This window comes from Pseudogracilibacillus sp. SO30301A (assembly GCF_037072025.1).
Taxonomy (GTDB): domain Bacteria; phylum Bacillota; class Bacilli; order Bacillales; family Amphibacillaceae; genus Pseudogracilibacillus.
In genome coordinates, this window is sequence record NZ_JAXHDD010000084.1 from 1 (window position 1) to 12,120 (window position 12,120).

General features: G+C 33.4%; 14 protein-coding genes and 1 pseudogene. 9 read left to right on the top strand and 6 right to left on the bottom strand.

Going from position 1 to position 12,120, the window contains the following annotated elements; translation table 11 throughout:
* From SPD89_RS21485 to SPD89_RS21505, 5 genes and pseudogenes are all read left to right on the top strand, one after another.
* Positions 1-207, top strand: a pseudogene (locus SPD89_RS21485) (hypothetical protein); the annotation flags it as partial.
* Entirely contained in the window at positions 186-1,235 is a 1,050-nt protein-coding gene (locus SPD89_RS21490; protein WP_336263983.1) for an MFS transporter, read from the top strand. The pseudogene SPD89_RS21485 and the gene SPD89_RS21490, both read left to right, overlap by 22 nt.
* Before the next feature lie 483 nt (positions 1,236-1,718).
* On the top strand, positions 1,719-1,985 hold the full coding sequence (locus SPD89_RS21495; protein ID WP_336263984.1) for a hypothetical protein: 267 nt from the start codon (positions 1,719-1,721) through the stop codon (positions 1,983-1,985).
* The gene (locus tag SPD89_RS21500; RefSeq protein ID WP_336263985.1) at positions 1,969-2,160 is read left to right on the top strand and encodes a hypothetical protein; all 192 of its coding nucleotides are present in this window, start codon (positions 1,969-1,971) and stop codon (positions 2,158-2,160) included. Before SPD89_RS21495 ends, SPD89_RS21500 begins: the two co-directional genes overlap by 17 nt.
* 288 nt (positions 2,161-2,448) lie before the next feature.
* Positions 2,449-3,024 carry a hypothetical protein gene (locus tag SPD89_RS21505; protein WP_336263986.1) on the top strand — a complete coding sequence of 192 codons (576 nt, stop codon included), beginning with the start codon at positions 2,449-2,451 and terminating at the stop codon, positions 3,022-3,024.
* 90 nt (positions 3,025-3,114) lie between these two features.
* Here the strand turns inward: SPD89_RS21505 and SPD89_RS21510 are convergent, their stop codons facing one another.
* Positions 3,115-3,315, bottom strand: coding sequence for a hypothetical protein (locus tag SPD89_RS21510; RefSeq protein WP_336263987.1), 201 nt, complete (start codon positions 3,313-3,315; stop codon positions 3,115-3,117).
* A gap of 1,182 nt (positions 3,316-4,497) precedes the next feature.
* On the opposite strand from SPD89_RS21510, the gene plsY reads away from it, so the two are divergent.
* From plsY to SPD89_RS21525, 3 genes are all read left to right on the top strand, one after another.
* A complete protein-coding gene (gene plsY / locus SPD89_RS21515) occupies positions 4,498-5,091 on the top strand; it encodes a glycerol-3-phosphate 1-O-acyltransferase PlsY (protein ID WP_336263988.1) in 594 nt (197 codons plus the stop codon).
* A gap of 93 nt (positions 5,092-5,184) precedes the next feature.
* Positions 5,185-5,427 (top strand): membrane protein insertion efficiency factor YidD, encoded by a 243-nt coding sequence (yidD, locus tag SPD89_RS21520; protein ID WP_336263989.1) that lies wholly within the window; start codon positions 5,185-5,187, stop codon positions 5,425-5,427.
* Positions 5,428-5,474: 47 nt separating this feature from the next.
* Positions 5,475-5,762: a HesB/YadR/YfhF family protein gene (locus tag SPD89_RS21525; protein WP_336263990.1), complete on the top strand. Its 288-nt coding sequence runs from the start codon at positions 5,475-5,477 to the stop codon at positions 5,760-5,762.
* Positions 5,763-5,868: 106 nt separating this feature from the next.
* Here SPD89_RS21525 and SPD89_RS21530 read toward each other — a convergent pair whose 3' ends face one another.
* From SPD89_RS21530 to SPD89_RS21550, 5 genes are all read right to left on the bottom strand, one after another.
* Positions 5,869-6,168: a hypothetical protein gene (locus tag SPD89_RS21530; RefSeq protein WP_336263991.1), complete on the bottom strand. Its 300-nt coding sequence runs from the start codon at positions 6,166-6,168 to the stop codon at positions 5,869-5,871.
* A 2-nt stretch (positions 6,169-6,170) separates the two neighbouring features.
* Positions 6,171-6,596: an acyl-CoA thioesterase gene (locus SPD89_RS21535; RefSeq protein ID WP_336263992.1), complete on the bottom strand. Its 426-nt coding sequence runs from the start codon at positions 6,594-6,596 to the stop codon at positions 6,171-6,173.
* A 95-nt stretch (positions 6,597-6,691) separates the two neighbouring features.
* Complete coding sequence (gene tlp, locus SPD89_RS21540; protein ID WP_336263993.1) at positions 6,692-6,922, bottom strand: small acid-soluble spore protein Tlp; 231 nt, start codon at positions 6,920-6,922, stop codon at positions 6,692-6,694.
* Between the two features lie 121 nt (positions 6,923-7,043).
* Positions 7,044-9,755 (bottom strand): aconitate hydratase AcnA, encoded by a 2,712-nt coding sequence (gene acnA / locus SPD89_RS21545; protein WP_336263994.1) that lies wholly within the window; start codon positions 9,753-9,755, stop codon positions 7,044-7,046.
* Positions 9,756-9,974: 219 nt separating this feature from the next.
* Complete coding sequence (locus SPD89_RS21550; RefSeq protein ID WP_336263995.1) at positions 9,975-11,051, bottom strand: ATP-binding protein; 1,077 nt, start codon at positions 11,049-11,051, stop codon at positions 9,975-9,977.
* 269 nt (positions 11,052-11,320) lie between these two features.
* Here SPD89_RS21550 and SPD89_RS21555 point away from each other — a divergent pair, with 269 nt between their 5' ends.
* Positions 11,321-11,803 (top strand): DUF2621 family protein, encoded by a 483-nt coding sequence (locus SPD89_RS21555; RefSeq protein ID WP_336263996.1) that lies wholly within the window; start codon positions 11,321-11,323, stop codon positions 11,801-11,803.
* Positions 11,804-12,120 lie beyond the last annotated feature (317 nt).

Consider the following 12,120-nt stretch of genomic DNA (forward strand, 5'->3'; position numbering starts at 1 on the left):
TATCATATAAATTATTTTAATTTGGGGGATATAAAATTGAATAAAAACTTTTCCTTACTGATCACAGGACAGTCATTTACAAGTATTGGCGATGTCCTTTATATAGTAGGTATTATCAGTACAATATTCGGTCTAACGGATCTGCGACTGCAGCTTCTTTTGTTCCATTTACCATTACGTCTTCAATGTTTGTATCTAGTCTTTTGACACCTTTATTGATCGGAAAAGTAAACTTAAAGTGGTTATTAGCCGGTTCGCAAGTAGGAAAAACAATGGTTATCGCTGGACTGGGATTGTTATTACCTGAAATATCGGAAGCAAACTATTATTTAATCTTTATTATTATCTCAGGCATTGCGTTTCTTGAAGGACGTGCTAATCCAATTAAACAAACATTGATACCACAATATGTAGAACCGAATAACCTAATACGAGCGAATGGGATAGCTGAAACACTATCTCAATTCATACAAACGGTTATGTGGTTTATAAGCAGTTTAGCCCTTGTTATGATGGATACACAACAGATTGTTTGGTTAGTTTTTTCCTTGTTTGTTGTATCAAGCATTTTATTATGTTTGCTGGAAAGTGTTGAACAACAGGAAATAGAGCAAGAAAGTAAACTAGACCAAATTAAAAAGGGTTGGTTCAAATTATTCTATGTTCCAGTGTTACGAAAAATAGCTATAATGGAGATACTGGAAACAATTGCGGAAACAGTTTGGATTGCGGCAATTCTTTACGTTTTTGTCAGTGAAGCATTACACGTAGGCAAAGAATGGTGGGGTTTTATTAATGGCTCCCTATTTCTAGGATTAATCATCGGGAGCATCTACTGTATAAAAAACGCCACTGCATTAGAATCGAAATTGGGTAAAGTGATTTTTATTGGCTCTTTGTTTAGCTGTTTGATAACAATCTGGTTCGGTGTAAACAGTAGCCCAATTATTGCTATATTACTGTCACTTGGTATGGGGGTATTTGGTCAAATAAAGGGTATTCCTCAACAAACAGTTATCCAAACTAGCGTCCCAAAGACAAAGCTATCCACTATCTACACGTCTTTAGGGGCTGTTTCTACAGGAATATTCGGAGTATCATCCCTTGGTATGGGACTATTTGCAGATTTACTTGGAGTTAGAAGTGTTTTTCTTATTTCAGGATTGATGCTTGCTATTGTTGCTTTGCATGTGTATCGGAATAATCATTTATTTGTTCGAAACATAATGGAATAAAATTTAATAATGTGGATTTGGGGTTTTCCGCAAATTCACATTACAATTTTTTACGAATTGAATATTTGCCACAAACAGGCGCGAGTGTTTAGCAAGCAATCTACAAACAGGCACAATTCTTTAATTAAGGTTGTGTCTATTTCCGTTTCAGAGCTTTTAGCATTATATAACTATACATTTCGATTGTTGAATAAAGCCTATGGTTCTTGATTACAGTCAAATTAATTCATAATATGGAGCGTAAAACATGTTGTTGGAAGCGTTGGGAAAATACCAGTCGGATTAAAAAATTGAGGGCTATTCCTCTCTCACTTTGAAGATAAAGAGTGAAACAACAAGGATATACGCATATCTTAGTGGAAAATTAAGACATGACTTTTATAGTAAATACTTTTAAAGTTTGCTAATTAAAATCAAGTGAAGATGGTCGAAAAAAGCTTGAATTGTGATATAATAACTGTAATTAAATTGAAGTGAAGTATAGTGGGCGCATTAAATAAGAATGTGAAAAAGGAACTTGCAAATGCATTAGATGATAAAAATGAAACAATGTTTGTGATTGATGGGAAATTGTTCTCCTTGGAGGTACACGATACAGATTCTATGAATGAAGAATTCGATAATTTGGCACAGGAAATTGAAGCATACCCAGAATTAAAAGAATCGCTTCAACGTTTTCTTGATAATCCAGAGATGGAACGTTATACCGCAAAGGAATTAAAGGAGTTCAGGTATGGACAAAGAAAATAACCAGATTTTTTCGGTTTATTTCACAGAGGAATTTAACAAGTGTTTAGATCAAATTCAAGATTTCTTTGCGGAGCAAGGAGAAGATGTACTTGAATGGTGGTTTTCCAAAGAAGATAACATGATTGATGAAATTAATCGTCTGTTATCTTCTTTTCCATATGCGGGAAAAGGTTGAAGAAGGATCCTTCAAAGGTTTCCGTTGTCTTACATACGGAAAAAGCCGGCATCGTATGTTAAGTTATCTTCTTTTCTAATATAGTTTATGAAAATGATGAAACAATTGACATCATTAACATTCTACCATTACGTTCTAAACGTAAGCGAATAAGGTAGATCGACCAGATGGTAGAGTAACCACGGTTATGGGATGAACCAAAGACAAGAAGGATATTGTGAGAGAGCGTACCTTGGGCGGTGAAATTGGGAATAAATGTTTAACAATGAACCAAATGGGGTGTAAAATTTGAAAAATGAATTAATAATGAAAATGGATATGTCCTTTTCTTTAAATTTTTTGATTTACATACAAAACATTTTTTTCAACCAAAATCAAAAGGATTTACGGTTTCCTTATTTATCAACAAGAATAGAATTTAATGAAGATTTTAAATTAAACTATAAGGAACTTTGGAATGAGATTTCACAAGGAATATCCAACAATAATAAAAATGACCTGAAAATATTTTATGAGGAAAAGGATCTATTTTATCAAAGATTGTTTGTGGTTGATGCTGATAATTTGAAGAATTTTAATGAAATTTGTAAAACATTCAAAGTGTGGTGGGATAGTCCAGCAGGTCATTTTTCAATAGAAAGATCCGTTGATGAAATTGGTTATAGGTTATATTGGGATTTGGCAAACCTGCTAGCACAAAAAGGTATAGAACCGCAAAAGGAATTGAATATCAGCTTAATTTATGACAGGTGTCTTTTAGGACAATTTGAAGTATTTCAAAACTTCATTATTCTCCCAATAAGATCTTTTCTAACCAAAAAGGAAGGAGAAATAGTTTATAGATTACAAAAACTTTTCTATTGAAGGTAAAGGTAGGGCCACAACAAGTTTTATATATTTAATTAATAATGTTATGGCCCATTAAAAGTTTAAAGATAAAAATCTTGACCCGAATTATTTACCCATAACTCCATAGCTTGACACATACGAGGTATCGCAGTTCGGAACAACTACGGTAGTTGTACCATTAGTATCTGTGGCAACACCATTTAATATTGCTGTATAAACCTTGGCACCTGAAAAAGGTGCAGCTACCGAGCCTGTTGCAGCATTACCCGCGGTTCCTAACCCACTAACTGGTATAGTCCTTACCAATCTAGATCCGTCATAAACCTCAATATCCCCTATAAAAGAAAATGCTGAACTAAAACTTGGTTTTGCATACCACCATAGGGAACTACTGACCCCATGTATTCAATTTTTGCAATACCTCCGTTACCATAACACGTTTTTTGGGGTTCCGCCTTATAATTTAAACTAGTATTTTCCTGTGCACTTACAGGGTTGAAACTAAAAATGATAAACATTAAAGAAAACAAAGAGACAAAGTAACCGCTTTCTTCACGGTATAACACCTCCCCTCACAAAGAATTACAAAATTATTAAACATTTTACTCATACTGCCTACTCGGCGTATTCAACATACGTAGAAAAAGATAAAACTTTTTTATAAAAATTACATAGTATTTCTCAAAGAATGAATCCGTTTTGATCAATCTTTTTTTAAAACGGATTCTTTTGTTTAACGTAAATTATGGGTCGGTGGGATATTTTTGATCAAACCTAATTCCAAATCAACAAAACAAAGGGTTTTTTACTATATTCCGAATAACAAGTAATAGACCAAACCCTATCAAGTGGAGCTTGGCGTACTTAGGAAAAGTAATGCCTCATGACCAGCAAGCACAGGAGGGATTACTTTTTGATTTTATCGGACATGATAAACTCGGATTACATGCCGAATGAAACCATCAGCATTAAAACGCTTATTATATCATAGGCGCCACCTCCCTTCTCGGAAATTCCAAAGAAGGTAAAAAGGTGCGCTACCCTATGTGAAACTAGTCTATTAAATTTTGTAAACATGCCGTATTCATTTTGCAGGGAAGTTCTTTTAAATAAACTGGAAATAATATCAGTTTAGATAATCGACGTTACTTCTTAATAATTATAATTGCTTCAAATGAGCGTAATAACGGAATATTTTCTTTCTCTCTTTTATACCAAAAATCACGAAATAAAGATTCAACTAACAATTGTGGGACAGGAAGGAAAAGGATACACATACTAGTTATGTGCTATCCTCTTTTATTTGTTTTTTAAAAGAGTTCAGGGAATGAATTCTAAACTTTTTTCCACACTATTTTCCAATAACCTTATTTTTATACTTTCTGTCTGAAGCGTAAGCAACTCATATTCTTCTATTTCAAATATTGTTTTATGAATAATTATGATAAACTATTGGTATAGAAAAAATAATTGAAAGTAGGTCAGTGAGTGGATTATATTATTTTTATTATTATTGCATATTTATTAGGTTCCATTCCATTTGCACTCATCATAGGGAAAATCGGATATAAAATCGATATCCGAGAACATGGAAGCGGAAACTTAGGAGCAACGAACGCTTTTCGTGTACTTGGAACAAAAGCTGGAATTTTTGTTACCTTGGCGGATATATTAAAAGGGACGCTTGCTACACTGATTCCATTGTTTGCAAGTTTCTTCTTTGATATTGAAGTTTCGAGATTAATTATTGGAGTATTTGCAGTTTTAGGACATACATACCCAGTTTTTGCTAAATTCAAAGGTGGGAAAGCCGTAGCTACTTCAGGTGGCATCATACTTGGTATTAATCCGCTACTTTTTATTGCAATGGTACTAACTTTTATTCTTTCTCTCTATCTATCAAAATATGTATCATTAGCCTCAATGATAACAGGAATTGTTTCTACAATTATTTCGTTGTTTTTAAACGATTGGCTGCTCTTTGCAATGATACTTAGTTTAACTATCTTTGTATTTTTTCGACATAAAGAAAATATTAGACGGATTAAAAATAAAACTGAACCCAAGATAACTTGGATGTAGGCTTTATTATTGAATCATCCAATTAAAGTATCGTATACTTTATTTAGTCGGATATAGCAATGAAAAAGAGGGAAAAACAAAGAAGGAATAGGTATGAAACATATATTTATTTTAATTGTAAAGTTCTATAGAAAAGTGATTAGTCCCATTAAACCACCTACATGTCGATTTTATCCAACATGTTCTGCATATAGTTTAGAGAGCTATAAACGTTTTGGAGCGATTAAGGGAACGATATTAACGGTAAAACGAATTAGTAAATGTCATCCTTTTCACCCTGGAGGCGTTGATTTAGTTCCTGAAATTAATAAAGAAAAATCTACAAAACCTTCTTAAATTTACTTTCTTAGAAATATTAGCTGCTTAAGGTTAGGAGGATTAGATTGGATATAAAAATTTCAAACGAAGCCGTTGAATGGTTTAGAGAAGAATATGAAATTGATGATAAAGCTTCATTACGTTTTTTTGTTAGGTACGGTGGAATGGGAGGAAATGTACCAGGATTTTCTCTAGGTGTTAATAGAGAAGAGCCTGATGTTATTCATACCTCTACGACAGCTGGAAACATTTTATTTTTTGTTGAAGAATCAGATGTTTGGTATTTTGAAGGAAAAAATTTAATTATAACTTTAGATGAAAAGATAGGAGAACCACAATTTTCTTATCAATAAGAAATTGTGGTTTTTCTTTTGTTACTTAGGAAATTATAAAATTCTATATCTGTAGATAGGTTTCTTTGCAGGAATAGCTGCGTGCAGCTCCAGCACCTTTGTTCCCTTAAAGATCGAATCGATTTAGATGATCTTGTAGACCTTCTTTCAATAAGATTTCCTTTTGCTTTTTTCCAAAGAGATCATAGTGAGGATATGAATCTCGATAGTGAATCCACTCTTTTTTTAATCCATACTTACTTCCCCACTGTGCTAATCTACTTATACAACCACAGCCTACTTTCGTAACTGTAACACTTTCTGGAAACCTATCATCCATCCAGTAGTGAGTTAAAAAGGCAATTTCTCCTTGAGAAATTTTAGATTTCCATAATAATAATTCTTCTCTGTTTATCCCAAAAGCCATTATTATTGTCCCTCATTTATTAAGGACGTATATATACCATGCCAATCAGGATGATGTTTTCGTAACAATACTGGTTTAAAACTGTCCTTACTTACTACAACATGTACAGTTGTTCCTGTAACTAATAACTGATCATGCTCATTCTTTACCGAGTAACCATAGGTAGTTCGTACCCCATCATAATCGTCAAGCCAAGTATTAATCGTAACCGTCTCTCCATAACGTGCAGGTTTCTTATAGGATAGTTGAGCATCAATTACGGGGGATACAACATTACCGGATTCCATTTCTGCGTAATTTAAACCGATTTGTTTAATAAAATTTGTACGTCCAATTTCGAACCATACTAAGTAATTTGAATGGTGTACAACACCCATTTGATCTGTTTCTTTATATCTTACCTCAACTTCCGTATAATTAATTACCATAATAATTCCTCCAATACTTCATCCAACTAATATTTTACCATAAGAAAAAAAGTCTCCAAATTATTTTGGAAACTTTTTAATAAAGTTCTTACTTTCTAATCATTCTGATGTCTGTGTTCATCTTTTATTTCATCTCGAAAACCTTCAATTGCTTCTTCACGACGTTCGTTTTTTCGTCTTATTTGCTTTTTCTCCTGTTCAGGTGCCCATTCCATTTGCTCTTCTGCTTCTCGATAATTCTCAATTGTATCATGTACCATATCTTGTAATTTTTCTACGTTATCACTACGATCATCTGGCTTTGCTCTATTTTGATGTCTGTCCACTGTTAAAATTCACTCCTATATTTTTTATTAAGTATTATTTATCATCCCAATATAGCGTTTATTTATGCATAAAAAAATCATCACATAATGAATCTCATTATGTGATGATTTAACTTTGTTGTTACTGTGCCAATCTTTGACGCAATACCATTTGTAAAATACCACCGTGACGGTAGTAGTCCATTTCAATTTCACTGTCAAATCTAACAACAACATTAAATTTAGTTTCTTTGCCTTCTTCATCTGTTGCAACTACTTCAACTGTGTCATTTGGTTTAACATTTTCGTCAATCTTAATGTTTAGTGCTTCTTTACCTGTTAAACCTAATTTTTCAGCGCTTTCGCCTTTTTCAAATACTAGTGGAAGAACGCCCATCATTACTAGGTTAGAACGGTGAATTCTTTCATAACTTTCAGCAATAACAGCTTTAACGCATAACAGGTTTGATCCTTTCGCTGCCCAGTCACGAGATGATCCCATTCCGTAATCTTTTCCTCCGAGAATGACTAAGCCAGTATTATCTTCTTTATATTTCATAGCTGCATCATAAATAGGCATGATTTCTCCTGTCGGCCAGTAAGTAGTATATCCACCTTCAGTGCCTGGAGCAATTTTGTTACGAATACGAATATTTGCGAAAGTTCCACGCATCATAACTTCATGGTTACCTCGACGAGATCCATACGAGTTAAAGTAACGCGGTGTGACACCTTTCTCTTGTAAATATTTCCCTGCCGGCATATCTTTTGCAATCGCTCCTGCAGGTGAAATATGGTCTGTAGTAATAGAATCACCAAAATACCCCAATACACGTAAGTTATTTAACGCTTCAATTGACCCTGCTTCTTTCGATAGCCCTTCAAAGAAAGGAGGATTTTGGATGTAAGTTGACTCATCTGACCATTCGTATAATGGTTCATCAGTTGTGTTAATTTGATTCCATTTTTCATTCGATTCGAATAAATTATCGTATTCGGAGCGGAAAATCTCAGGGTTAACAACTTTGTTTACTTCAGCTTTAATATCAGCCATTGATGGCCAAATATCTTTTAAGTAAACGTCGTTTCCGTCTTTATCTTTTCCAATTGGATCATTATTTAAATCCGTATCCACAGTTCCTGCTAGCGCATATGCAACTACAAGAGGTGGAGATGCTAGATAGTTAGCTTTTGTTAATGGATGAATTCTTCCTTCAAAGTTACGGTTACCTGATAGTACAGATGCAACAGTTAAGTCAGTATCCATAATTGCTTTCTCAATTTCTTCACGTAATGGACCAGAGTTTCCAATACATGTTGTACATCCGTATCCAACAGTATTAAATCCTAGTTGATCTAGATAACTAGACAGTCCAGAATCATCAAGATAACGTGTAACAACAGTAGAACCAGGTGCTAGTGAAGTTTTAACATATGCCGGCACTTTTAGTCCTTTTTCAACAGCATTTTTCGCAAGTAGTCCTGCACCTAACATAACATAAGGGTTAGATGTGTTTGTACATGATGTAATAGCCGCGATTGCCACTGCACCTGTTTTCATAACAGATTTTTCACCATTCGGATGGTTTACTACTGCTTCTTTGTCAAATTCAGATTTATCTAAACCAAATCCTTGGTTTCCTGCAGGTGCAGTGATCGCTTTTCTGAATTCTTTCTGCATATCAGTTAAAGCAATTCTATCTTGTGGACGCTTAGGACCAGCAAGGTTTGGTACTAACTTAGTTAAGTCGATTTCAACCGTTTCAGTATATTCAGGGTCACCATCTTCAGGTGAATACCATAAATTATTTTCTTTACAATATTTTTCAACTAAAGCGATTTTTTCTTCACTACGTCCAGTTAAACGTAAGTAATTTAATGATTCTTCATCAATTGGGAAGAAACCACAAGTTGCACCGTACTCAGGAGCCATGTTCGAAATTGTTGCACGATCTGCAAGTGGCATATCTTTTAATCCTGGCCCATAATATTCAACAAATTTTCCAACGACGTTTTTCTTACGTAATGTTTCTGTTACTGTAAGTGCTAAATCCGTTGCTGTAGTGCCTTCTGGGAAACTACCAGTAAATTTCACACCAATAACTTCTGGTGAAGGGAAATAGGAAGGTTGACCAAGCATACCAGCTTCAGCCTCAATCCCACCAACTCCCCAACCAAGGACACCTAAACCGTTAACCATTGGCGTATGGGAGTCTGTACCTACTAATGTATCAGGAAATGAATCATAGCTTCCTTCTTCATTTTCATTTGCATGAACCACATCAGCTAAATATTCCAAGTTAACTTGGTGTACGATTCCAGTAGCTGGTGGTACAGCACGATAGTTTTTGAATGCTTTTTGAGCCCAATGTAAAAACTCATAACGTTCAGCATTTCTTTCGAATTCTAATTCCATATTTGCTTGTAATGCATTATGAGTACCATATTTATCAACTTGTACAGAGTGGTCAATAACTAAATCAACTGGTACTTCAGGGTTAATTTTATCTGGGTCTCCTCCCATATCAACCATTGCTTTACGTAATGAAGCTAAATCAACAACTGCAGGCACTCCTGTGAAGTCTTGTAAAATTACACGAGATGGTTTAAAAGGAACGTCCGTATTTGCTCCTTCTTTTGTTCCCCAATTTGCTAGTCCCTTTACGTGTTCATCCTTAATTACTTTTCCATCATATTGACGAATGACAGACTCTAAAAGAACACGGATTGAAAATGGCAGGCGATCAACTTTTCCAAGACCGGCATCTTCAATAGCTTTTAAATCATAGTAATTATACGTTTTTCCATTTAGTTCAAAGTTCTTTTTTGTACGAAATGCTTCTTGCTCTCTCATAAACTATTATGCCCCTTTCATTCACTCAATAAAGATTACTGCTTTTTTTTCGAACATAAGCAGCAATAAATAAGGCATGTAAATGCATACCCTTTTCATTAATAGTTTATATGAAACAAGAAGATAAAACAAATGTTTAGAAAGGTAATCTATATACAATTATCTTATCCAACGTGATAAAAATTAGTTATAAGAAAAACCCTTTTCAAAAAGAAAAAGTTATTGTCCATAATAAGCTGGTAATAAAACTGTAAATGTTGTACCTTTATCTTTTTCAGAACATACCTTTAGAGTTCCTTGATGAATATCAAGAATATGCTCTGAAATGACTAACCCTAATCCGGTACCTTCTTCTTTCGTTGTAAAAAAAGGATTTTGCAGTTCTTGTAATAATTCTTCAGGAACTCCCTGCCCCTCATCTTTTATAGAGATTTCAATAAAGTCATCTACCAACCGACTTGTAATAAAAATGGTGCCAGAATTTTTCATTGCTTCCGCGCCATTTTTAATTAAATTAATAAGCACCTGTTTTATTTGAGAAGCATTACAATGCGTCATTAAACTGTTATCTAGGTCAATAATGAAATCAACATTTTTCATATCTGTTTGATTATCCATTAAAAATAGAACATCATCTATCATTTGATGGACATATTCTATCTTCTTTTGGCTTTTAAATGGTTTTGCCATATGAAGCAATTCAGAAGTGATCTTTTCTAATTTTTCGATTTCACCAATCATTACTTTATAATATTCTTCTTTTTGTTGAACTCCTGCCTGTACCAGTTGTAAAAAGCCTTTTAGTGAAGTAAGCGGATTCCGAATTTCATGTACCAATCCTGCTGAAAGTTGTCCAGCAAGAACTAATTTTTCCGAATCAAGTAATACTTGTTTCAATTCATTTAAGTATGTCGTATCTCTTAATTGACATATAATAAGCTCTTCATCTTCAATGATTATTCTATCAATAATTGCATTAAAAGAATATGTCTCTCCATTTTTTGAAGAAATGGTGATGTTCGGAATTTTTAATTTAGTACTGTCTGACCTAAAATGTTTATTGATCCGTTCCACTTGCTCCTTTGGTAAGAGGGCAGTCCAATCTTTCCCCAATATGTTTTCTACAGTTATTTGAAAAAAATCTTCAAACAATTGGGATACATAAACTACTTCATTTTCATTGTTCCAAATAACGATGATCGAATCCTTATCATTGTTATAGTACCAATTCATTACCTCTGTTGGAAATGTAGTAGTATATGTCGATTGATCATATACATCTGAATTACTTATCATTTTATAACATCTCCTTAATAATAACCTTAAAAATTTTGCTTAATTCTATTTCTATGTTCAGAAACTTGTATGTATGACTTTTAATGTCTATAATTGTAATTATATTGGAGAGATTAGTATTATTCGATAAATAATTGCCTTAAAACTTAAAAATTTCAACAATAATTTAACCTGATATTTTAATCTTACTATACACATTGAGAAAATGAAATAGTATTTGTAATATTCGATACATTTTTTAACAATTATTAAATAAAAGGATGAAAAGTATGAGTGTCTTTATGGAATATTTTATTGTTTTTTGGGGATTTCTCTTAATCTTTTTATTGGGTATTGGTGGCTTCTTTATGTTCCGAAAATTTTTGAAACAATTGCCTAAAGAAGATGGAAAATCAGATATGGATTGGCAACATTATTATATAGAAAAAACGAAGCATATGTGGAATGATGAAGAAATTGCATTTTTAAATGAACTTGTCTCCCCTGTACCAGAATTATTTAGAGATGTTGCCAAGCAAACAATCGCAGGAAAAATAGGTGAACTTGCCTTAGCTAAAAACAAAGATAAAATTACAAGAGAACTATTGATAGAAGGATACATAATTGGAACCCCTAAGAGAGACCACCGTTTTTTAAGAAAAAAACTCCGTGAAAAAAATATCGATGTTTCACAATACGAACACTTATTTTCTCTTTCTCAAAAAGATTATCGGGATAATTGGGAAGCAAGGTATAAGAAAAACATACGCTAATGCTGATTACACGTGGGGATGGAAAAGAATAATGGAATGACAGCTTTAAGCGACAAAGCAGAAACTGACCAAGAAGTAAAATTCTTGGTCAGTCTATTTTTATATAAATATTATATATTTATCGGGATTTATAATTTAAAAGGTAATTATTTTTTATGTTTTATGTTGATATAAATGACCATTTACATCATCGAATCCTAATCTATATGCTTGCACAACATAATCCATGATTCTAGGATTCCATCTCATGATTATTATGAGCTCTTATTTGAGCTTTACACGCTCATTTATCCATTCGTGCACTTCTCATGATAAAG

Excerpts from the sequence above, each read along its gene's own strand:
- SPD89_RS21535 (WP_336263992.1), bottom strand. The coding sequence starts at position 6,596 with ATGGTAATTAATTATACGGAAGTTGAGGTAAGATATAAAGAAACAGAT.
- SPD89_RS21530 (WP_336263991.1), bottom strand. The coding sequence starts at position 6,168 with ATGGCTTTTGGGATAAACAGAGAAGAATTATTATTATGGAAATCTAAA.
- SPD89_RS21555 (WP_336263996.1), top strand. The coding sequence starts at position 11,321 with ATGAGTGTCTTTATGGAATATTTTATTGTTTTTTGGGGATTTCTCTTA.
- SPD89_RS21500 (WP_336263985.1), top strand. The coding sequence starts at position 1,969 with ATGGACAAAGAAAATAACCAGATTTTTTCGGTTTATTTCACAGAGGAA.
- yidD (WP_336263989.1), top strand. The coding sequence starts at position 5,185 with ATGAAACATATATTTATTTTAATTGTAAAGTTCTATAGAAAAGTGATT.
- SPD89_RS21490 (WP_336263983.1), top strand. The coding sequence starts at position 186 with ATGTTTGTATCTAGTCTTTTGACACCTTTATTGATCGGAAAAGTAAAC.
- acnA (WP_336263994.1), bottom strand. The coding sequence starts at position 9,755 with ATGAGAGAGCAAGAAGCATTTCGTACAAAAAAGAACTTTGAACTAAAT.
- SPD89_RS21550 (WP_336263995.1), bottom strand. The coding sequence starts at position 11,051 with ATGATAAGTAATTCAGATGTATATGATCAATCGACATATACTACTACA.